This is a genomic window from Clostridia bacterium, assembly GCA_016887505.1.
Lineage (GTDB): Bacteria > Bacillota > TC1 > TC1 > UBA5767 > UBA5767.
This window is the reverse complement of the sequence record CP069393.1, coordinates 1,337,198-1,359,871: the sequence shown is the minus strand read 5'-3', so window position 1 is coordinate 1,359,871 and position 22,674 is coordinate 1,337,198. Positions and strand designations below refer to the sequence as shown.

Annotated in this window: 24 protein-coding genes; 21 read left to right on the top strand and 3 right to left on the bottom strand. The window is 38.3% G+C overall.

Annotated features, from left to right (window positions below):
- The first annotated feature begins 572 nt into the window (after positions 1-572).
- The 4 genes from JR334_06590 to JR334_06575 all read left to right on the top strand — a co-directional run bounded on the left by JR334_06590 (position 573) and on the right by JR334_06575 (position 7,674).
- Positions 573-1,643 carry a sigma-70 family RNA polymerase sigma factor gene (locus JR334_06590; protein QRN84659.1) on the top strand — a complete coding sequence of 357 codons (1,071 nt, stop codon included), beginning with the start codon at positions 573-575 and terminating at the stop codon, positions 1,641-1,643.
- Positions 1,633-4,827 (top strand): ATP-dependent DNA helicase RecQ, encoded by a 3,195-nt coding sequence (locus JR334_06585; GenBank protein ID QRN84658.1) that lies wholly within the window; start codon positions 1,633-1,635, stop codon positions 4,825-4,827. The genes JR334_06590 and JR334_06585 overlap by 11 nt, the downstream gene beginning before the upstream one ends.
- Positions 4,828-6,176: 1,349 nt before the next feature.
- The gene (locus tag JR334_06580; protein QRN84657.1) at positions 6,177-6,458 is read left to right on the top strand and encodes a hypothetical protein; all 282 of its coding nucleotides are present in this window, start codon (positions 6,177-6,179) and stop codon (positions 6,456-6,458) included.
- 85 nt (positions 6,459-6,543) lie between these two features.
- On the top strand, positions 6,544-7,674 hold the full coding sequence (locus JR334_06575) for an alanine dehydrogenase (GenBank protein QRN84656.1): 1,131 nt from the start codon (positions 6,544-6,546) through the stop codon (positions 7,672-7,674).
- A gap of 114 nt (positions 7,675-7,788) precedes the next feature.
- Here JR334_06575 and JR334_06570 read toward each other — a convergent pair whose 3' ends face one another.
- Together JR334_06570 and JR334_06565 are read right to left on the bottom strand one after the other, a co-directional pair.
- Positions 7,789-8,820, bottom strand: a complete 1,032-nt coding sequence (locus JR334_06570) for a sulfite exporter TauE/SafE family protein (protein QRN84655.1) — start codon at positions 8,818-8,820, stop codon at positions 7,789-7,791.
- A complete protein-coding gene (locus JR334_06565; GenBank protein QRN84654.1) occupies positions 8,807-9,238 on the bottom strand; it encodes an Rrf2 family transcriptional regulator in 432 nt (143 codons plus the stop codon). The genes JR334_06570 and JR334_06565 overlap by 14 nt, the downstream gene beginning before the upstream one ends.
- 204 nt (positions 9,239-9,442) lie before the next feature.
- Here JR334_06565 and JR334_06560 point away from each other — a divergent pair, with 204 nt between their 5' ends.
- The 17 genes from JR334_06560 to JR334_06480 all read left to right on the top strand — a co-directional run bounded on the left by JR334_06560 (position 9,443) and on the right by JR334_06480 (position 22,110).
- Positions 9,443-10,606, top strand: a complete 1,164-nt coding sequence (locus JR334_06560) for an ABC transporter substrate-binding protein (protein ID QRN84653.1) — start codon at positions 9,443-9,445, stop codon at positions 10,604-10,606.
- Positions 10,607-10,660: 54 nt separating this feature from the next.
- Positions 10,661-11,545 (top strand): branched-chain amino acid ABC transporter permease, encoded by an 885-nt coding sequence (locus JR334_06555; GenBank protein ID QRN84652.1) that lies wholly within the window; start codon positions 10,661-10,663, stop codon positions 11,543-11,545.
- Positions 11,546-11,553: 8 nt separating this feature from the next.
- Complete coding sequence (locus JR334_06550) at positions 11,554-12,507, top strand: branched-chain amino acid ABC transporter permease (GenBank protein ID QRN84651.1); 954 nt, start codon at positions 11,554-11,556, stop codon at positions 12,505-12,507.
- On the top strand, positions 12,494-13,267 hold the full coding sequence (locus JR334_06545) for an ABC transporter ATP-binding protein (protein QRN84650.1): 774 nt from the start codon (positions 12,494-12,496) through the stop codon (positions 13,265-13,267). The genes JR334_06550 and JR334_06545 overlap by 14 nt, the downstream gene beginning before the upstream one ends.
- Entirely contained in the window at positions 13,260-13,964 is a 705-nt protein-coding gene (locus tag JR334_06540; protein QRN84649.1) for an ABC transporter ATP-binding protein, read from the top strand. The genes JR334_06545 and JR334_06540 overlap by 8 nt, the downstream gene beginning before the upstream one ends.
- A 304-nt stretch (positions 13,965-14,268) precedes the next feature.
- Positions 14,269-15,684, top strand: a complete 1,416-nt coding sequence (locus JR334_06535; GenBank protein QRN84648.1) for an amidase domain-containing protein — start codon at positions 14,269-14,271, stop codon at positions 15,682-15,684.
- A 175-nt stretch (positions 15,685-15,859) separates the two neighbouring features.
- Positions 15,860-16,393 (top strand): RNA polymerase sigma factor, encoded by a 534-nt coding sequence (locus JR334_06530; protein ID QRN84647.1) that lies wholly within the window; start codon positions 15,860-15,862, stop codon positions 16,391-16,393.
- Positions 16,393-16,812: a zf-HC2 domain-containing protein gene (locus tag JR334_06525; protein ID QRN84646.1), complete on the top strand. Its 420-nt coding sequence runs from the start codon at positions 16,393-16,395 to the stop codon at positions 16,810-16,812. The genes JR334_06530 and JR334_06525 overlap by 1 nt, the downstream gene beginning before the upstream one ends.
- 25 nt (positions 16,813-16,837) lie before the next feature.
- The gene (locus JR334_06520) at positions 16,838-17,491 is read left to right on the top strand and encodes a hypothetical protein (GenBank protein ID QRN84645.1); all 654 of its coding nucleotides are present in this window, start codon (positions 16,838-16,840) and stop codon (positions 17,489-17,491) included.
- The gene (locus JR334_06515) at positions 17,481-17,867 is read left to right on the top strand and encodes a sporulation protein (GenBank protein ID QRN84644.1); all 387 of its coding nucleotides are present in this window, start codon (positions 17,481-17,483) and stop codon (positions 17,865-17,867) included. The genes JR334_06520 and JR334_06515 overlap by 11 nt, the downstream gene beginning before the upstream one ends.
- Before the next feature lie 158 nt (positions 17,868-18,025).
- A complete protein-coding gene (locus tag JR334_06510; GenBank protein QRN86875.1) occupies positions 18,026-18,502 on the top strand; it encodes a methylated-DNA--[protein]-cysteine S-methyltransferase in 477 nt (158 codons plus the stop codon).
- A 205-nt stretch (positions 18,503-18,707) separates the two neighbouring features.
- The gene (locus JR334_06505) at positions 18,708-19,019 is read left to right on the top strand and encodes a MarR family transcriptional regulator (GenBank protein QRN84643.1); all 312 of its coding nucleotides are present in this window, start codon (positions 18,708-18,710) and stop codon (positions 19,017-19,019) included.
- A 63-nt stretch (positions 19,020-19,082) separates the two neighbouring features.
- Complete coding sequence (locus tag JR334_06500; GenBank protein ID QRN84642.1) at positions 19,083-19,439, top strand: carboxymuconolactone decarboxylase family protein; 357 nt, start codon at positions 19,083-19,085, stop codon at positions 19,437-19,439.
- A gap of 165 nt (positions 19,440-19,604) precedes the next feature.
- The gene (locus JR334_06495; protein ID QRN84641.1) at positions 19,605-20,060 is read left to right on the top strand and encodes a dihydrofolate reductase; all 456 of its coding nucleotides are present in this window, start codon (positions 19,605-19,607) and stop codon (positions 20,058-20,060) included.
- Positions 20,061-20,174: 114 nt separating this feature from the next.
- Positions 20,175-21,014 (top strand): YihY/virulence factor BrkB family protein, encoded by an 840-nt coding sequence (locus JR334_06490; GenBank protein QRN84640.1) that lies wholly within the window; start codon positions 20,175-20,177, stop codon positions 21,012-21,014.
- Between the two features lie 136 nt (positions 21,015-21,150).
- Positions 21,151-21,591 carry an OsmC family protein gene (locus JR334_06485; GenBank protein ID QRN86874.1) on the top strand — a complete coding sequence of 147 codons (441 nt, stop codon included), beginning with the start codon at positions 21,151-21,153 and terminating at the stop codon, positions 21,589-21,591.
- Between the two features lie 102 nt (positions 21,592-21,693).
- Positions 21,694-22,110, top strand: coding sequence for a hypothetical protein (locus tag JR334_06480; protein QRN84639.1), 417 nt, complete (start codon positions 21,694-21,696; stop codon positions 22,108-22,110).
- 157 nt (positions 22,111-22,267) lie between these two features.
- Here the strand turns inward: JR334_06480 and JR334_06475 are convergent, their stop codons facing one another.
- Positions 22,268-22,657, bottom strand: a complete 390-nt coding sequence (locus JR334_06475) for a hypothetical protein (protein QRN84638.1) — start codon at positions 22,655-22,657, stop codon at positions 22,268-22,270.
- Between the last annotated feature and the right edge of the window lie 17 nt (positions 22,658-22,674).

The window sequence follows — 22,674 nt, the reverse complement described above, 5'->3', positions numbered from 1 at the left end:
AGACCTGAAAGGGCGAGAGTTAGTTACGAACTCTGTTTGTGCCGAGTAGACCAGACTGCTATGGATGTACAAAGCAAATCTTGGTAATAGTACCGACCAATATTGTATAAGCTCAGGAGTACTATTATATATTTTGTTTTACTGAAAAAGGCCTTATATTTTGGCTTCTCCAAAGGGTTAGCCAGAGTGGGTTTCTGTGGTTGTGCTGATATGTTATTTGGCTTAGATGATGCAGTTGGTTTATGTGACCTCGTTTCTTGGGCTCAAATGATATCTATTCTTTAGATGGAAAAATATGATGTATTCTATAGTGCTTACCCGGTTGCTAGGTGCGTATGATTTGTGATGGGACAATTATAATATGTCAGTTTTGTCATGGACCATATTTAGTCTAATTAAGTTTTATAATTCAGTTAACGGGTAGATAGGAATAGTTGCTGTGGTGCGCAATTATTAATAAATAGAGGCTTTTAAAGATAATGACTATTTGAATTAGTGTGAATTTAGGATAATTTAATTGTGCAAGGCAAGTATTGATAAAGGGTTATAGCCATGGTAGTGAGGTGAAATCAATGAATAAAGAGTTTATCGATAAATTAATCAACCCACATCTGGTGGGGAAAAAAATTAGTGAGCAGAGTTTCGAAAAATTGTTTGATTTTTTACCACTGCAGGATAAGTACATTATCATTGACTATTTAATTGAACGTGGTATAGACCTTATTTTTGATAATGAAACTACAAATATACAGGAATTAAACAATGATTCGAAAGGCAATTATGACCATTTAGAAGAAACTTGTGAAATATCAAATAGAACAATAGCGTTTGACTCTTCTGGTTTGAATAAGCTAAATAATGAAGAACTCTGTTTGATGTATCAAAGAGGTAATCAAAATGTTTTAGGAATACTAATTCAAAAAAATGAACGCTTCATATGGAAAATAGTTCAAAAGTATTCGAAGAGTTATCAGCACAGATTAGATGATGAAGACCTCTATATGTATGGCTTTTTTGGTTTTAAAAAAGCTGTTGAACGATTTGATATTAAGAAAGAATGTAAGTTTCTTACCTACGCCCATTGGTGGGTAACACAGAGTATTACCAGAGCCATCCCAGATAATGGATACCTTGTAAGAATACCTGTCCATCTATTTGAGAAAGTTAATCATATTCGTAAAACCATTCAAAACCATAGTTTTGAGACAGATAAGGAATTAACTGATTTTCTAGTATCAGAAGAAAATTATTCTATTGAAAAAGCAAAAGAAATAATTTCTATAAGCCACAATCTTCTAAGCCCAGCTTCATTGGATGTCTGTGTTGGTGAAGACCATGATACCCAATTGATTGAATTATTTGTTCCAGAGGGAATTACAGTGGAACAAGAAGTTGAGCGAAAACTTATAAGCAGACAATTACATGATTGTGTTGGTCGACTAAAGCCAAGACAAGCTGAAATCATCAGGATGCGATTTGGTATTACTACTGGGGAAAGAATGACATTAGAGGAAGTAGGGAAACATTTTAATGTGACGCGAGAACGAATTAGACAGATTGAATCAACGGCACTTTCAAAGTTACGTAAAATGCAGGAAATAAAAGCTATGCATGGTGACCTGGAGGAAAGAAATGATAGATAGTTTAGAAAAACTAATTAATGAATATAAGGACCCTAAAACAATGGTTGTTATTAAGGGCTTTAATGTTGATGAGGTTTTATCAAGAAAGATAGATTTAGATAGACTTTTGGAGAACAGATTAGGATATTTTATGCGTCTTGAATCATCTAAAGATATCCTTACTTATGATGAATACCTTGCACTACGTGAATTTATATTTGCACAGTATCCCAAGGTCATAATTATTGATAATAACCTATATGAAAATTTTTATCCTCTTTGTGTCAATATAAAAACAAAAATCCAAGATGAACTTTTAAGTCACTACAACTCAGAAATTAAGAAATCAGGAGAAATGAGCAAAACAGCAAAAGCTTACACAGAAATATATTCGAATTTTGTAGAAATCGGTGGAAAAATATATAACACCTTTAATCAATTTGTGGATGATGAGAAAGAAAGAACAATTAGTTTCTACGAAGAATGTAATATCCATGTACCGGAACATTTGTATTCTGAAGGAGTATTGACATATGACCTCCTTGATGAATTGGACTATTTACAGTTCTTGGATAAAGTTCTAACTGATGAGGTTGAAAAGATTCAGATAGTTAAAAGTAATGTTGGATTAGATATTGACCTTCTGAAAAAAAAGATTTCCATTCTTAGCACACTGAGACCAGACTTGGAAATGTGTATAGTTAAGAAGGCCAAAGAAACTCCGGATGAATTTGTCCATCCTGATTTTAGAAGAATATTAAAGCAATATTGGAGAGCTGATAATTTTAAACCTATACAAGTCTATGATATGGATTCTATTGCTGATGGTAAGAGGGAGATTGAGAACATAAAACAAAGCGACGTGATATCGCATCTCGTTGAACAAGTCGAAAGATGTAAAGATGGAGAGTCTTTTAGAGATATATTCGTTACAGCTCCTACAGGTGCTGGAAAATCTGCAATGTTCCAAATCCCTGCAATTTATCTAGCAGAGAATTATGGCTTATTTACAATTGTGATTTCACCTCTTATTGGCTTAATGAACGACCAGGTGAATGGATTGGAATCTAGGGGTTATAAATACTCAAGAACAATTAATTCAGATATTTCACCAATCAAGAAGCAGGAAATAATTGATGAGATTGCTGAGGCGAAATGCAATGTTCTTTATTTATCACCTGAATCACTCATGGGGAAGAGTGATTTAATGCAAATTATCGGACCGAGAAAGCTTGGAGTTTTAGTCATTGATGAGGCTCATATTGTAACTACCTGGGGGAAACAGTTTAGACCAGACTACTGGTATCTTGGTGACCATATTATGAAATTGAGAAAATCCCAACAGAAAAGAGAAGGAATGCAGTTTGTTATTGCGACATTTACGGCAACTGCGATTTTTGGTGGCCTGGAAAATATGTATCAAGAGACTATTCAAAGTTTACATATGATTGATCCCATTACTTATTTGGGCTATGTGCGCCGCGATGATATATCTATAACTGTGAATAAGAGGGAAAAGATTAAAAATAGAAGCGAATATGAGCTTGATAAGTTTGACCTTCTAATTAAGAACATTAAAAGGTCAATAGTAACTGAAAGAAAAACGTTAATCTATTTTCCAACAGTTGCTCTTATAGAGCGTTTCCATGATTATTGTAAAATTAATGATGTAGGCGAGTATGTGGCAAAGTACCATGGCAGGCTAGATGCCTTAGTTAAGCAAGAGAATTATATCCAATTTCTAAACAAAGAGAAGCCTATTATGATTGCTACAAAAGCGTTTGGAATGGGAATTGATATTGAAGATATCGAGATTGTGATGCATTTCGCTCCAACTGGTAATGTATGCGATTACATGCAGGAAATTGGTAGAGCTGCAAGAAAACCCTTACTTAAGGGTAATGCGGTTTATGATTTTATGAGCAATGATTTCAAGCATATAAATCGCTTGCACGGTTTGTCAACGGTAAAAGAGTACCAGCTAGTAGAAGTGATTAAGAAGATATATCAGCTCCATAATGATAACATTCGTAGGAAACCTACCAAGAGACAGACTAAACGGAGCAATGAAATGCTTGTGGATGCAGAGAGCTTTTCTCACATATTTGAGAATGCTTTTTCCAGTCCTGACGATGGGATAAGCAAAGTTAAAACTGCAATGCTTTTGATTCAAAAAGACTTTGAAAGGTCATTATCATATTCACCATTTTATGTTCGTCCAATCCCACTATTTGAGATCGGATATTTCAAACTTTCATCAAAAACAGCCTCAGTTGTAAATAATAAGTATGGGAATATTGCCAAACCAATCAATGAAGAAGGTTCAGTATTCAATGTAAATTTGAAGCAACTATGGGAAAGACAGTATAGTTCAAATTTATCTTTTCCTAAGTTCAAATATATGCTCTATTCAAAAGATAGAGCATTGAGTTTTGACTATTTAGACGCTTTTGATCCAGTTTTAAAAATTGATATTGATTTTAAGAAGGGGCATCAACATGTTTTCAAAGCAGTAAATGATGCATTAAGTGGAGTAATAAATAACTCCGTTCGTGAAGGTACTTATATTGATGCTGATGTACTTGCAGATAATCTTCATAGAAAGACGGGGATTTCGAGATATCGAGTGAAAAGCATTGTTGAGATTAATATCTCAGCTATGCGTATATATGCTCGTGAATATTGTAAGAATTTTAATTCCAATCCATATAGTGCTCGTGAGCAAAAGTCTGGAGTTATAAAGTATCGCTTTAAAAATGCTGTAACAATGTATTTTAATTGGATCAAGAGAGGATTGACATATATTGAACGAGAACAAACCGACAATGAACTATATTTAAATCAAGGTGGTAATTCTAAAAAATTCAAAGAATATCTCACAATACTGGGCGTTCTTGAGAGCTACGATGTTTTATCATATAAGGCACTAGGAGGGAGAAATAGCCAACTATATATTTATATTAACCAAACAAAAACCATGAAAGAAATAATCAATCGACCATATTTCTATCATAATCAGTTATTGGAAATTGTTGGTTTGCGACATAAATTATCTGTAGGCATGTTGACATATCTATTTGATAATGGTCTTAGTAGTGATGAAATATGGAATATTTTGGAAGATTATTTTATCGGGATTATTCCCGACGAAGTGGCAACAGAATTTGAGAAAAGCACTGGTAGATCATTAAGACATTTAAGATGAAAATTGGTTCGAGTAAAATATAAAAGAGGTCTAAACAACTACTCAACGAATATGTCCTCTATGGTGAAATCAAGCTGCACTGGTATGTCAGAAACAGTCAGTTCGGGAGTTATGTTTTCACGTAAGGCCAGCCAGTGGGTCAGCCCTCGCTGCACTCAATATGGTAGATGGTAACATGAATCTATGGAAGGCGATAGACCCCTCAAATTTCTATTCTAGAATTTCAACGGATATTGGAAAGTATGATTCGTATTGCATATGAAAAATTTGAATAGGGCTGTGCTGTTTGCTCATTTGGTTGAAGCCAAATACTTTTGGGCTAGGAAGTTTCTCATGAAGTGAACTTAACTGCGCGGTTAGGAGGTTCCAATGAATAATTTTTTAAAGCTAACAATCCTCTGTGGGCATCACTGGCAACCAGCCAGAATTCATCAAGAACTACGCTCATTCAGAGAGTTAAACATGTAATTACAGTTGGTTTTAGACTCTTTGTATATGGGTTCAAAAGTCATAAAATCTTGGTTATATCGTTTCTGAGAGCATAGACAAAATGTACTGCTATATTGGTAATATGATTGCCTTTATGTATCTTTTTGTATAGTGCTTTAAGCTGCAAGCCTGGATAGTTTTTATCCACTTACCTGTTAATAAGTGTATCTACCTGAGATTGTGATTCCTTGATAATATTACTAACCAGGATTTTGAAAATAGAATCAATAGCTAGACTCTTGGCTAGCATTTCAATATTTTTGGTAGAGAAACCTTTATGAATGTTTCTTGAATCATATTTATGAGGGTTAAGTCTGAAAAAGCTTCCTTCCGGTCACGGAAGCGATATGCGACCAAGGTCATGAGGCTTGTAAGCAACATAAGGTACATGCTATCCATTCTAGTGTCAAATTGTCTTGGACGGTACCTAGCACGATATTTCTAACATGTTTTAGTAGGCTCGGAATTACCTGCGCTAACATCACTTGCGAATACAACATCCAAGTGTTGGCGACAAAGCCAGGTAAGCAATGCTAGCATGGGGCTCTCAACAGTCATGGAATTAAGTAGAATTATCTCAAAAGGTGCATAAGAATTAGAGTAAGCCATCAGTTTATTTCTTTTGCGGTTCGTTTTGTCACGTACCTAATTCGGAGTTAGCTGATGACTCTCCTTTTTATATAATCATTTTTCTAAATTTTATTATAAAAATCTGTTCCTCTAAATTTTTATTCTGACAAAGAGGAAGAGTTTATCCAATCATATAAGAACCATAGTTTGAATAAATATACGAATAATAAGTAGTAAAATAATAAAATTTAAGTTACAATAGATATGTAGAATAATAAAGGGGGACGAATATGAAAGTTTCTACAAACGCAATCGTATCAAATTCTGAAATGATAAGAAACTATAAAAGATGCAGGGATAAGGCAGAAGAGTTGGGTAAAATTTTTATAATGAAGAATAATCAGCTTGATGCTATATTGTTTTCATTTGCAGAATATGAGAGACTTGCTGACATTATAGAGTATCTTGAGGGCCTAGAAGAATTCGATTTCATGAAGGTTTTAGAGTCACTACCAGAAAAGGGAAGAAAAAAAAATTACACTATGCAAAATAGGATACCTAATTCAGAATGAATTTGGGTAATTATAAAATATTGTTTGTGAAAAAAAGCTGCGATTAACATTTACAACAGCTACCGGACAACGGAAGGATTATTAAATGGACATTGCAGTAATAGGAACGTCAAAAAAGGAAAATGAAAAAAGGGTTTCTATTCACCCTAGTCATATATGTCAAATACCTATAAACATACGAAAACACTTATTTTTTGAAAAAGGGTATGGAATACCATTTGGCATGGATGATGAAACGATATATTCTCTTACGGGTAATAGTTTACTAGAACGAAAAGAGTTATTTAAAAAGTTTAAGGCAATTATAATTACAAAACCAGTTATAGAAGATTTTGAAGAAATGCAGGATGAAACATTGGTATGGGGTTGGATCCATAGTGTGCAACAGAGTATTATTGCTCAGATTGCCATAGATAAAAAATTAACTTTAATTGCATGGGAAAATATGAATTATCAGAATGGTCACGAACTATTGCATATATTCAACAAGAATAATGAAATGGCTGGATATTGTGGAGTACAACATGCATTAGAGCTTTTGGGAATTGATGGTCAATATGGACCAAGAAGAAAAGTTGCCATAATCAGCCAGGGCTCTGTAAGTAGAGGAGCTATCTTTGCATTAAAAGGACATAGCTTTAGCGATATAACCGTGTATACGCAACGGCCCTCCTTCTTAGTTGCAAATAAAATACCAGGCGTTCAATACAAGCAAATAGTGAAAGATAATAGTAGTAAGGTTAAAACAATCAATTTGTTCTTGGAGAAGAAACCTCTCTTGGATGATTTAATCGCTGCGGATATTATAGTGAATGGTATGTTACAGGATACGAACGATCCAGTTACTTTTATTAGTGATTGCGATATTGAGAAAATCACTAAGCCATGTCTAATTATTGATATAAGTTGTGATGAAGGCATGGGATTTAGTTTTGCGATACCAACAACATTTTCAAATCCGGTATTTAATATCGGCAAGGTAACTTACTACGCAGTAGATCATACACCAACACTACTATGGAATAGTGCTTCATGGGAAATATCGAAATGTATTCTTCCATATTTACATTATATTGTTGAGGAAACGGATAGTGATGTATTGAAAAATGCTGTCGATATAAAAGATGGTATGATAATCAATAAGGATATACTATCCTACCAAAATCGCTCATTGGAATCTCCATATGAAGTTATTAAGATAAAAAGAGTAAAATAATGCAAGTAATTTGGTAGCTTGTATATATAATGTGCATATGAGTAGGAATGAGAAAAGATTGGCCTGGAGTCCTTGGAAGTTAGGGCTCCAGGCCAATCTTTGTATAATAGGCAATTAAGCAAGGAGAATAGCGTAGATAGTCGGCCAAAGTTTCCAAAGACTGATGGATGCAAGTAGTAGACAATAAATGGGGATAAATACCTTCCAACGTTTTTCGGGCAATACGCGAACAACGTAGGGGGCTGCTAATACTGCTAGCACACTGCCAATCATCATGGAAGGCAAGAGAACAAAGTCTATGCCTAGACCAGCATTCATTAGAATGGCCCAAATAATAATGGAAGTAACACAAACGGTGCCTTCAGATAAGGCGGTAACGGCAATCATGCTTTTTACAGGGATACCACTAAGTATTCCGCCAATAGTGAGTACTGGTCCGTATCCACCCCCACCAATCCCCTTGTTCAGTCCAGCTAAAGCACCGAAAAAAATCATTCTTTGGGGACGGTATTTATAGGTGCTAGTGGCTTTTATTAAGGATATAAGGCCCATGGTGATGAGTAAAATGATAACATAAAGCTTGATCCACACATTGGCTAATTTGAGCAGGGCATAGACCGAGGTGATGGAGAAAATGGTGGCAAGGCTACCTGCTCCGGCGATGATTAGCCAGAGCTTTACGGATTCTGACAGAGGCTTTATCTTCCATTCTATATTGCCATATTCTTGATGCATATAGGCACTGGTTAGTCCCGCACATGCTTGTTGAATCATTATTACCGGTACAATTTGCATGGGGTCGTATCCCATAACCAATAGGAGTGGCGTAAACGCAGTTCCATAGCCCATACCAGCTGTTGAATCTAAAAATTCGAAAATAATAGCGAACAGTACCACTTCCCAGGCGATACCCCAAGTACTCTTTGTCCATCCTTTTGCTAGGATGGCTGGTGAACTAATTCGAATGGTCCCCTCAAAAGGGCAATTTGCAAGCCAATAACCCAAGAGGCCAACTAAAACTAGGATAGCTAAGGAGACTAGAGAAGCCCGAATTTCGCGACGAGACAGTTGCATTCTAGTTTTCTTATCGTGCGACTCGTTTTCAATGGAAACTTCCCAACCAGTAATTGTGTTATTCGACTTCATCGTTATGCACGCTCTCTATCACGAAATCTGCGAGCGTGGTTGCTTCAAGCTTATCTGATATAAAGTCACGGATTTCACGGAATATTAGCAGGACACCTGGTTCTTGTTGAAGTGGTGTATCTGAATAGAAGTATTCACTGACGGAACTAGTTGGAGCCAAAGCGCCGTCCATTAGTCGAACAACTTGGGCTAGCGATATTTCTTCAGCTGGTTTTGCCAACTGGTAACCACCATCTGCACCACGCCTAGTTTGTATGAAACCATTGTGACGAAGTACTGTGAATAAGATTTCTAGGTACTTTTTGGGAATAGAATAATGCTTGCAGATGTCACTTATCTTGACGTATCCCTTTTCTTGCTGTCGGGCAAGATATATCATTGCTAAGATAGCATATTCGCTTTTGGTAGAAAGTTTCATAACGCCTCCTATTGTCTAGTATGTCTATATACAATATAGACATACTAGTAAAAAAATGTCAAATATGTAAAACTATCGCTTGCAATTCGTGTGCCTATTTTGCTAGACAATAATTTTCCTGAGATATTAGCAAGGCCCTCTTTTAATCGAGGCTAAAAGAGGATATAATGATTAGTATTAAAATAAAACTGTAAGGAGAGACATATGAAAAGACTTTTAGTAATTCTACTAGTTGCCATGCTATCAGTATCCATTGTTGGATGCGCAGGAACTGAAGAGGCGTCAGACACTATTAGAATTGGAGTAAACTACGAATTATCTGGTCCAGTTGCAACCTATGGTAGCAATACTGTAGATGGCATCAAGTTGGCCGTCAAAGAAGTGAATGAAGCGGGTGGCATCAATGGGAAAATGGTTGAGGCTATCATTTTGGACAATAAGTCTGATCCAGCTGAAGCATTGAGTGTAGCAACCAAATTAATGGCTGAAGAGAACATCATAGCCTTGTTGGGCCCTGCTACTTCTGGTGCTTGCTTGAACGTTGTCCCAGCTGCAATGGATGCTGGTATACCAATGATGACTGGTTCTGCTACCAATCCTGATGTGACGGTAGATCCAGTAACAGGCGAAACACGTGAGTATATTTTCAGAACTTGCTTTACTGATCCTCCACAAGCTATTGTAGGCGCTGCCTTTGCTATGGGAGATTTGGGCGTTAAGAAAGTTGCCATTTATTATGACAATACCAATGACTACTCAAAAGGTTTGTATGAAGTTTTCAAATCTGAAGTAGAAGCAGCCGGTGGCGAAGTAGTTGCGGAAGAAGGCTTCTCTGCAGATGACCAAGAATTTAGACCTACACTTACTAAATTCAAAAATGCAGGCGCTGAATTGATTTACGTTCCTGCTTATTATGAAAAAGTAGCGAAAATCATTAGCCAAGCAAGAGAATTGGGCATCGATGTACCATTCCTTGGTGCAGATGGTTGGGATTCACCTGATTTAGTAGCTATTGCAGGTGCTGAACCATTGAACAATACATACTTTACCAATCACTTCTCATCTAGTGATACTGCACCAGTAGTTGCAGAGTTCGTTGCAGAGTTTCAAGCCGAATACGGTGAAGTACCTGGATCTTTCCAAGCACTAGGCTATGACACAGCAAAACTTTTGATGACTGCTATTGAAAACGCAGGTAGCGAAGATCCTCAAGCTATTACAGACGCTCTAGCTGCTATTGCTGATTACCCAGCCGTTACTGGAACCTTATCTTTTGATGAGGCACATAACCCTATTAAAGAGATTGCGATCATTGAAATGGTCGATGGGGAGCAAGTACTGAGCACCAAGATTGCTCCTTCCAAGTAAGATTATCTGAGAAGGGGGCTTAAATCAGCCCCCTTTTTCATGTCCGGAGGTTATATGGAAACATTTATTGCACAAATACTGAACGGCCTTTCCTTAGGCAGCATCTATGCGCTGATTGCTCTAGGGTATACCATGGTTTATGGTATTATCCAGCTAATCAACTTTGCGCATGGAGAAATACTGATGATTGGAGCATATGTAGGCTATTATTGCGTGGCCGTATTTGGCATGAACATATATAGCGCCATGGTATTGTCAATGTTGGCTTCATCAGTGGTTGGCGTTCTGATTGAGCGTATTGCCTATAAACCGCTTAGAAATTCAGGCCGTCTATCCGTACTCATCACCGCTATTGGTATGAGTTTGTTATTACAAAACGGTGGATTAATTGTTTTAGGTACAGACTATGTACCATTTCCACAGGTAATCGAAAGAGTACCCTATCATTTTTTTGGGGGACATCTTATGGTTACCAGTCACCAAGTTTTGATCTTTACGGTTAGCATTCTTATGATGATTCTGCTCCAATATATTGTTGGCTACACGAAGATTGGCAGTGCAATGCGTGCCGTTTCCCACGATAGAGAAGCAGCAAGTCTCATGGGAATTAATGTGGACAACGTTATTTCATTCACCTTTATAATTGGATCATCACTAGCTGCCGTAGCTGGAGTCCTATTGGGGCTTTACTACCAAACCATTCATCCGCTTATGGGATTCATGCCAGGACTAAAAGCTTTTGTAGCCGCTGTCTTGGGTGGTATTGGAGTGATACCCGGCGCTATGTTAGGTGGATTTTTGCTCGGGATTGTAGAGGCAATGGTTAGTGGATACTGGAGCACAACATATAAAGATCCCGTTGTTTTTATCGTACTTATAATTATTTTGATCGTAAAACCCACTGGGTTGCTGGGTAAAAATACCAGCGAGAAAGTGTAGGTGCCTAGATGAGTAAACGTAATTTAAGCATAATATGTATTGTACTATTCCTTGTCTGGGGATTGGTTTTTCTAGCCACAGATGTGTTCGGCTTTATCAACAGTTTTCAGCAGGTGAACATCATTTGGGCGGGCATAAACGTTATTTTGGCAGTTAGCCTGAATTTAGTAGTAGGCTTTACCGGTCAGCTAGCGCTAGGACATGCTGGTTTTATGGCCATAGGGGCATATGTTTCTGCCGTTACAACCATGCAATTTGGATTTCCCTACCCGCTCGCTATTCTAGCGGGCGCTTTAGTATCTTTTTTAATGGGTATTTTAATTGGCTTGCCGACGCTACGTCTTCGAGGTGATTACCTGGCCATAGCAACGCTAGGCTTTGGGGAGATTATCCGTGGTGTATTGGTGAATATTGAATATGTGGGTGGAGCAGCTGGAATCAATGGCATTCCCAAGATTACCAACTGGACTTGGACCTTCGTCATGACCGTGTTCACAGTAGTGATTATTAACAATTTCATAAAGTCTATGCACGGTAAAGCTTGTATAACCATACGAGACGATGAAGTAGCTGCAGAACTAATGGGTATAAACACTACCTATTACAAAACATTGGCTTTCAGTCTTGGTGCATTCTTTGCTGGAATTGCCGGGGGACTGTATTCCCACTATTTCTTCATGATTCAGCCAGCAACCTTTGCTTTACAAAAGTCTTTTGACGCCTTGGTTATGGTGGTACTGGGTGGTCTAGGCAGTGTTACCGGTGCAGTGTTTGCAGGACTGGGTGTAACCTTCCTAAATGCGGCATTGATTGAGCTAGGTGCATTCCGTATGGTGATTTATTCCATTCTTTTGGTTGCCGTCATGATATTCAGACCCCAAGGTCTGATGGGCAATAAGGAGTTATCCGGTAAAATATTTGATCGGATTTTGCCGAAAAAAGGAGGGAATGATGATGCTTAAAACCCAAAAAGTATCCAAGATGTTTGGTGGACTGGCGGCTATATCAGATTTGCATATCCACATAGACACCGGAGAACTGGTTGGATTGATCGGTCCTAATGGAGCTGGAAAAACGACAGCTTTTAACTTGTTTACAGGAGTGTACAGTCCAACAGAAGGGGAGCTATACTTTGCTGGTGAAGACGTAGCTGGTTTAAGACCTTACGTTATTACCAATAAGGGGATTGCCCGAACCTTTCAGAACATTCGACTGTTTAAGTCCATGAGTGTGATTGAAAATGTTAAGACTGGATTTCATGGCCATTTGCGGTATGGTCTTTTTAGTGCTTTTGTGCATGGTCGCAAATATAGAGCTGTAGAGGCGGAGATGCATGAACGTGCATTAGAGCTTTTGAGAATCTTTGATTTAGAAGATAAACAAGATGAGAATGCGGCCAACCTGCCGTATGGGGAACAAAGAAGGCTAGAAATTGTACGTGCACTTGCTGCTGATCCAAAGCTTCTTTTGCTGGATGAGCCGGCTGCAGGTATGAATCCTCAAGAAACACAAAATTTGATGAAGTTGATTCATAAAATCCGAAAGGATTTCAATCTGACAATTCTTCTTATTGAACACGATATGTCTTTGGTAATGGGTATTTGTGAGCGTCTCTATGTTTTAGATTATGGTAAGATTATTGCCGAGGGAACGCCTGAAGAAATAAAGAACAACAAACGCGTTATCGAAGCTTATCTAGGAGAGGAGGCAATCGATGCTTAAGATTGATAATCTGCATGTTTATTACGGTGCAATCCATGCACTGAAAGGTCTCACTCTTCAAGTGCATGAAGGGGAGATTGTAACCCTCATCGGAGCCAATGGCGCCGGAAAAACAACGACACTCCATACCATATCTGGTTTGATTCGCCCAAAAGAAGGCAGCATTTTTTTTGAGGGACAGGATATTACAAAGATGCCAGCACAAAAAATTGTGTCTGCAGGGCTTTCCCAGGTACCGGAAGGTAGACGCGTTTTTGCAAACATGAGTGTTAAAAACAACCTTGAACTGGGCGCCTATCTTGAGAAGGATAAAAAGAAAATTGCCGAAAGCATGGAAAAAGTATACACGAGTTTTCCTCGCCTTAAAGAGAGAGAAAAACAATATGCGGGTACTTTATCTGGTGGCGAGCAACAGATGCTGGCTATGGGCAGAGCACTAATGAGTAGACCTAAACTTATGGTGTTAGATGAGCCATCTATGGGTCTGGCCCCTCTTTTGGTAAAAGATATTTTTTCAATTATCAAGAGAATAAACAGGGAAGGAACGACTATTTTGTTGGTGGAACAAAATGCCAACATGGCACTTTCCATTGCAGATAGGGCGTATGTTTTAGAAACTGGAAAAGTAGTGCTTTCAGGAGATGCCAATGAATTAGCCAACAGTGAAGCAGTGAAAAAAGCCTATTTGGGTGGATAAGAAGGAAAAGCTGTTGGGCAAAAATGAATTGCTTTCTGCTAAAAGCACAGCATATGAATATATACGACTGAAAGGTTTGGTTTCTCACTAGAGAAAAACCAAGCCTTTTTATTTTGTTGAAACAAGCAAGGTTGCAAGAGCATGCGGAATAATTGTCCTAGCTGGGCAGATAAGGAGTTTAACATTATTGTGGGGTATCGATAGGAAAAATGCTGTAAGAGGATATATGGCCCGGGCGGAGAAGTGTTATACCTATAAGAGCGATCTAGCTTGACTATCTATAGCAATTCATTGTGGAGGTAGAGTGAAAAAAAATAACGCGATCTATCGGATGTTGGCGCTTTTGGGGTTGAGCATATGTCTGTGCACTTCTTGCACGTTAAAGGTGAGCGATGAAACTAGTATTCAGAATGGGGATAATGATGAAATCGCATTAAGGGCAAATAATGAACAGCAGAAGATTGTTTTTGCCAATCTTGGCACTATTAGTATGCCAAAAGCTGTTGAATTACTAATTCGAGATTTCACCTTAGACTACTATTCATCATTCGTAGATTATCAAGAGGCGAATCTTCTTTCTTATTTTGACTTAGAATATGAAGCCTCTGCCCAAAACGCATACATTAATCAATTGGCACTATCCTATTTGTTGGCAGTGAGGAAAGGCCAAGAGTCAGATCTAAGGCTCAATTACTATGAATGCATATTAGAAATAATTGAGGCTACCGAAATGGGGAACAATCTACTGCGTGTAGTGCTCTTGGAACATAGCCAAATAAGATATTCCTTTATCCCTGAAAGAACCACTTATGCAAGTGGCATAAAACATGAATTTCTTGTTCAAAAAACGGATGATGAGTGGAAGATTCTTATACACACCAAGCAGGAAGATGTTTACTATGTAGCAGAGAAAGGTTTTACCAGCGAATTTAAGAAAGATGAGGCTACCGAAACATTGGATGTTTCGGAAGAAGAATTTAATTGGGATATTGATAAAGAAAAAATTGTGAACTTAGCACTGCTTGATGAAAGATATAGTAAGGTGCTTGGACTTTTAGTACTAGACGCCAATGAAAGCATTCATAATAACGTTGCTGCCTATGAGCAGTATCTAGAAGGGACTAGTGAATTTTCTGATCTTGAACCAGTTTGGGAAAATGAATATGATCGTGAAAAAGCGGTAGAATATGCTTATGAATGGACGGGCTGTTGTGGACTGCTTCGTAATCCAGTGTGGAAGGCATACGATGAATTAGGGGGGAACTGTAACAATTTTATTAGCCAATGCTTGTATGCTGGGGGCATCCCTATGGATATAACCGGCTCTATTAACAATCAGTGGAAATGGTATGGAGATTGTCTAGATGAAAAAGAAAGACATAGTGGTCGTTCATCCTCTTGGTCTGGTGTGGATGAGTTTTATGAATATGCAATGAATAATGAAGGGCCAGGATTGGTTGCCATAGTAGGAGACAATATCTACAGTGGGCAAATTGGGGATGTCATTCAATATGGAACCGATGGAAAGTGGACTCACTCGGTGATTATTGTAGATGTGATTCGTGATGAAAATGATATGCTTGTAGACTATTTGGTTAATTCCAACACAACGGACCGAATTGATTGCCCCATGAGTGCTTATTCCTATGCAGATATCCGACTGATTAAGATAGTGGGATACAATACTGAACAAGGAAGGACCGAGGAAGAGCCAAGCTAGACAGTGGATGAGAGATTTTCTTAAGAGAGAAAGATAGAGGGGTTTAAATCTCATTTGGAACTAAGAAAAACCAATAATATGAGAAATTTTACAGTATTCAAAACTTTTTGGTGCAAATTGGGTATAGGGTAGTAAGTGAATCACAGGAAGGTTTAGTGCAAATGCCGGGTGAAGCATGTCAGGAAAAAGAAAGGAATTTGAAAAACTATTCCAGGAGTACAAAGGCTACATCTATGTTATCTGTTATCGGTATTGTGGTAACGAGCAGGATGCTTTGGATTTATCACAGGAAGTATTTGTAAAAGTGCTTCGCAACTGGGAGAGCGTTGATTTAGAACGGAACCTGAAGCCTTGGATTCGAAGGATAGCATTGAATACCTGCATGAATTTCCAACGTGACAAGAAGAAGACTCTTTCTTTGAGTGCTAAAGATGAAGAATATGGCCTAATGGACCAGATTGCCAGTCCTGAAAATACTGAAGAAGAGGTGCTGGCAAGATTAAGAAGTGAAAATATGAGCTACCATATTGATAAATTGAAGCCTGAACAAAGAGTGGCGATTCTTCTCAGGCACTTTGAGGGGCTAAGTTACAAAGAAATAGCAAGGGCTATGGATAAGCCAGAAGGGACGATCAAAACATATCTCTACCAAGGTCGTAAAGCTCTGGCTCGGAGAATAGGTGAAGAAAAAGGTGGAGGAAATGAGTGATGGAATGTCACATTAGTGAAGAAACACTATATGAATTATTGGATGGCGAATTGGATCAATTAAGTTCTTTGGCTTTGGAAAGTCATCTACTGGGTTGTCCCAAATGCAAGCGGAAGTTGGAAGAGATTAGGGCGCTCTACCTGGATCTAGAAGTTTGGTCTGCAGGCGACACACCGATACCCCAGGAATTGGATGAAATTGGGAAAGTAGCCATAAGGGAAGTGACGGGTCAACGTTTTATTCTAAAGGACTTTCTAAAGCTACAGGCTACTGCCATAAATGGTCCACTTCTATTTTTAGAATATTTACCTGGATTGAAAGTTGCCACTAAGACGGTAAGAGTGGTAGGATCATCTTTTTTGAGTGCTTCTAGAGTTATGATTAGACATAGTTACCGCCGGGTGATGGCGAAGGGATAAGGTCATGATGATGCTTAAGATATTCATGAAGATAATTCAAGTAGTATTATGGGCTTTGTTACTCGTGCTGTTGGCTGTACTCTTTATTCCCTTCCGCTATAAGATACGGGGTGTGAGCAAAGAAGAAAAAAGCGTATCCGTGGACATACATTGGCTTTTTGGACTGCTGGCTCTTAGGGGAATCTACCGGCATGGTTCTGGCTTTGAAGGTCTAATTCGTATTTTGGGAATTCCGTTTAAGGTGGATGAAGAGAGTTTAACCAAGTTTGGAAGCGATAAAAGAAAGGATAAGAAAGGAAAGGATACAAAAGAGAAGAATAAGAAGAGGAAAGATAGGGGTACGGTATTCAGCGTGGAGGCACTAGAATATTTGTTTTCTAGTATCCGAAAGGTTTTAGGTCATGTGCTACCGAGAAGCGTTGAGGGGTATGGAATCGTGGGCTTTGACGATCCATACTATACAGGTCTTATGAGTGCAGTAATAGAAACTATGCGGGGAATGGGATTCCATCACATGAATATCCAATATGCTTTTGACCGCGAGGTGTATGAGGGTGAAATCTACATGGAGGGAAAGCTTGTTATTATCTATATGGTGTACATAGCCATAAGGCTGTTGCTACATAAGTCGTCGAGAAATATGTTGTTGGGAACAAGGAGGAAGAGTTATGGAATTTAAATTCAAAGAAAACATGGATGCAATGTTTGACAAGTTCGAGAACTTCGTTAAGGAAAAAACTGTAATTGGAGAACCTATTCAGATGGAGGGCTTAACCATGATTCCTGCTATGACCATTTCATTTGGCATGGGCAACGGTGGTGGCAATGGTAGTGATGCCTCTGGTGCAGCTGGTACTGGAACTGGTGGAGGATTGGGTGCAAAGATTTCTCCTACAGCCATGATTGTTGTTAAAGATGGTGATGTACAGATTCTGCCAATAAGTAAAGGACATTCCTTTGAGAAATTGCTTGAAATAGTGCCCGACTTGATGGATAAGATGGATCTTTCCATGAAAAAGAACAAGCAAGAAAAGGCTGAAGATGTAGCCGAGTAGTTTTGGTTGTAGTCTAAATGATAAGGCGCTGAGAAATTAGCGTCTTTTTTTGTGGAAGAATAAATAATGTATGTCCCAAAAGTATAAAGTCTTGTTTCGTGGTAATATTATATAATAGACTAAGAAAGCGTAGAGGATAAGAAATGTCTACTATTGCCATGCTAGAAAATGTAGGATATATGCAGGTCGAATCACCAATGGGGCCATTACTAATTGGTTGTAAGAATGCTGCAATTGTAAGTTTGCAGTTTGATGCTGTAGAAATTAAAACTGACCATATAAAACAAAGCCCTGTTGCTCAAGAAGCCATTTGCCAACTTAAAGAATACTTTGCTGGCAAAAGAAAGAGTTTTGACTTACCGCTTACGCTTGAAGGAACAATATTTCAACATCAGGTATGGGAGGCACTACAAAAAATTCCGTATGGTGAGGTAAAAAGCTATAAGCAGATTGCTGAAATCATTGGGAGACCTAGGGCCTACCGGGCTGTAGGAGGAGCAAACAATCGCAACCCTATCCCTATCATAATTCCCTGCCATCGTGTAATCGGAGCTGATGCAAGTATGGTAGGATATCGAGATGGGGTGGAAAAGAAAGCGTGGCTACTACGACACGAAAAAGTATTTTCCCTGTAATGATGCTATATATTTCTAGAATAATGGAGTTATGTGATAACTACTTAATAGATTTGGATATGAAAGGTGGGAGCAAATGACATTCCAATTAAATAAGTGACTAGGCTATATAACGGGGCGCAAAATCAAGTTGCTCCAAGAAGCCTTCGGGGAAAGGCTTGAAGGAACCGGGCTGACTAGATTACAATGGATAGCTCTTTATACCATGCTAGACTACAAAGCCATTAATCAGAAGACCTTGGCCAAGGAATTGGGTGTTGCTGATTCTAGTCTTGGTCGCTTGGTTGATAGACTAGAAAAGATGGGCCTGGTAGAACGATGTCGGGACACTGTAGACCGTAGAGCGTTTGTTCTAAAGTTAACCGAACAAGGACAGAGTCATATTGATTCTCTGCTTTTTGTGGGTCAGTCTTTTAATAATGACTTAATTAGGGGTATTTCAGATGAGGATTTATCCATTTATGAAGAAGTACTAGAAAAAATGGTAAAAAATGTGTGTGATTCGGAAATAGATTGAACCTTGTGAATTTAGTTGCTATACTAATAGTAGCATATGCAACTAAATACATGGAGGTGCGTTATGGCGTATGATGTAAGAGCAATGTTGAAGGATTTTACTTGTGGTTTTAAGTATCTGGGTGAAAATGATCCAGAATGTATGAAAGCCTTTATGGGGCTACTGGATGCATCGTATAAAGAAGATGCATTAGATGTAAAGACCAAAGAACTGATTAGTATCGGAATTGCTTGCTATAATCGTTGCGAATATTGCATCGTTTATCACTGCTATAATGCATTTAAAGCTGGTGCTTCCAAAAAAGAGATTTTAGAAGCTGCTATGGTTTCCGTAGCCTTTGGTGGCGGTCCATCCATGGCGTATTCAATTACCTTGTTGAAGGAGTGCATGGAGGAATTTGCCAAGGATTTTGCCAAATAAAAACGATGCCGGTGGATTTCCACCGGCTATTTTTTTGTCCAATGCCAATGAAAACGATAGAGGTTTGAAGATTTTTCATTGGTGTCTTGCATGACAAGGATTTCTTAATCTGCTATCTTAAAATAGGGGAAAGGAAGGTGCCTAAAAGTGAAATGTATTGTTTGTATGAATAAGGAGGGAATCATAGGTATTGATCATATTCTGCCATGGCATATTCCATCAGAGTTAAAACACTTTAAGCAATATACCATGGGTAATACAGTCATTATGGGCCGTAAAACCTTTGAATCTATCGGTTCTAAGCCTTTAACAGGTAGAAACAATGTAGTACTTTCAACCTGCCGTGAATTTGGGGGTGCTTGTATGCTAAAGAGTATTGATGAATTGCATAAATACCCAAACGGTATTGTCATGGGTGGAGAAATGCTCTATCGCCAAGTGTTAGCTCTCAATTTAATTGATGAAATATGCTTAACCTTAGTAAATATACAAGTGACCAAGAGACCTGGCCAAATTGTGTCCTTTTTTCCAACCGAATATCTAGTCAATTTTGATGAAGTGAAACGAGAAACCAATGATGAAGATGGATATGACATCATATGGTACCGAAAAAAGGGTTAACCAATCAGCTGAGATGCTTCTACAAAGAACGGGTTATTGTAAGTGCTGATATTGTCTCATGTTTGTAATATGGTAGAATACTAGTATAGCTTGGACAGAGGGGAGAACAATACGTTGAAAAAAAATGGTGGCATTAGATTTTTGCGGTGGCTGATATTATTTGCTAAACGCTTCCTTAAGGATGATATGCCAGCAAGTTCGGCACAATTGACTTATTATTTAACATTAGCTCTGTTTCCCTTTCTGGTTTTTCTTATCAACCTGCTAAGCTATACTAAACTCAGCACCTGGTCCTTGACTGAAGATCTACTAACCGTTCTTCCTGCAGGGACGATGCAAATTATTACAAGTGTTATTCGAGAAACCATTGAAGCCAAAAGTACCACACTACTTTCTTTTTCAGCGCTATTTGCCTTATTCTCAACAAGCAGGGCGATGAATGCACTTAACCGAGCTTTAAACAAAGCATATAGGGTTCAGGGCACCAGACCAATATGGAAAAATGCGATGTTATCGTTCCTGTTCACCATGGGCTTAATTGTGCTTATTGTAGCCACTCTTTCTTTAATGGTTTTCGGCCAACTTATCGGAGAACATTTATTTACCTTGCTCGGTGCCTCTGTCTATTTTCTGCATATTTGGAACCTTATGCGTTATTTTTTACCGGTTGCTATCATGGTTCTCATTTTCTCACTGTTCTACCGTTTTATGCCTAATACCGAAGTTAGATTTAGCAACGTATGGCGTGGCGCAGTTTTTAGTACGATAGGTTGGATTGTTGCATCACTATTGTTTTCCTACTATGTTAACCGCTTCGGGAGCTATACCCGGGTATATGGTAGTCTAGGGGGAATTATTGTCTTTTTGGTTTGGCTGTATCTAAGTAGTTTTATCCTCCTTGTGGGTGGGGAAATAAATGCAGTTCTTCTATACGGTGATAGCAAAATAAAATAGATATAATGTTTTGGTCATATGCTATCAATATTATTAATGTAGGTTCAAGAATCACGATTGCAGATTGCTTGTAAACGATTTCACGTAGGCGTAAGGTTAAGAAGAGCAAAAGCTTAAATTCTATTAATGAGGTGAAATCATGGCATTGAAAAAAGTTAACGCTGAAGCAAGTGTAGGTGAATCTTTTCTAGTGGATTTAAAAGCAAGAGACCATGCGTTGGTTATTGACCAACCTAAAATTGGTGGCGGAGCTGACCAAGGACCAACTCCTCTAGAGTATTTTTTCTTTGCATTGGGCGGATGTATCTGCACAATTGCAAGGATTGTAGCAAATCAAAAGCGCATTGCCTTGCGTAATATAACTTGTCGAGTTGAAGGCGAGCTGAACATGGATGTTTTAATGGGAAAATCTTCTGAAGACCGTGCAGGATTTCAAAATATGAAGGTTTACACGACCATAGATGCAGATATGAGCAAAGAAGAGAAAGAATTATTTCTAAAAGAAGTGGATGCACGTTGTCCTATTTCTGATAATGTTCAAAGTACATCTGCGGTTGAGTTTATTGTAGAAGGCTAAGAAAATAAATCATGAAAGAAGCGCTAGAGATTCTGGCGCTTCTTTTTTTAGTTGCAGTACATACTAGGCTTCTGTATGATAGATAAAAAGGAGGTAAAATATATGATGTATGATGTATCTAATGTACTTGTCGCCTTGTTTGCGTCAGGTATCATAATGGCAATTGGGATTGGGATGTACTTGGTCAATGCATTCACGTATTACAAAATGGCACAAAAGGCCAACGTGAATAATGCCTGGCTGGCTTTTATCCCATTTTTACAATTTATTCTTTTCTTTCATATGATTGATCGCTCAGCTTGGTACTTTTTGGCATTCTTGGTACCAATTCTTAATTTGGTATTGTATTTTTATTGGACCTACAAGTTGTTTGAAGTTTTTGACCAAGGAGGAGCGATTGGCGTCTTGGTTCTAGTCCTTTCGATGTTCTTTGGAATTGCGGTAGCCGCTTATCTGCTTTACATTGCTTTTAGCGACAATGTAAAGTATGTATCGAGCAATCGCTATGGACTTTCCTAGTAAACATATTGCAGTACCTGAGAAAAGAACGCTTTTGCGTTCTTTTTTTATGCCCCATAGAGATATGCTAATAGAAAAAAGCCCCGGATTTCCGGGGCTTTAAGAAGGGTGTGATAAAAGAAAGTTTCTCGTTGTTTGCTTGTCTACCAGATATTTACTAGTTGTTTTGTGATAGTCGTAATCCACCAGCACCTTGTGTGCCATGACCTTGATTTGATCTTGATGTATTACTACTTGAGCCAAAACCAAGGTTTAGGTGTTCTGCATTAACCAAACGACCTTCTCCGCTATGGTCTAAATCACAGTTTTGCATGCGTTCCGTTATGGTAGTTTTATAAGTAGCAGCTTGTTCTGTACTGATACGACCGAGATTTACTAGGTTGTCAATACGCTCTAGTTTCAGTTCCAGTAGAGCTTCTTGGTCCATACCTTGATTGCTCAGATACCCACGTGTAGTAAGGTCATCTGCAGTGTCTGCTAGAGCAATGCCACTTCCACCAAACAAAAGTATTACTGTTAATGCGATGATGCTGATTTTTTTAAACATCCATCTACCTCCTTGGT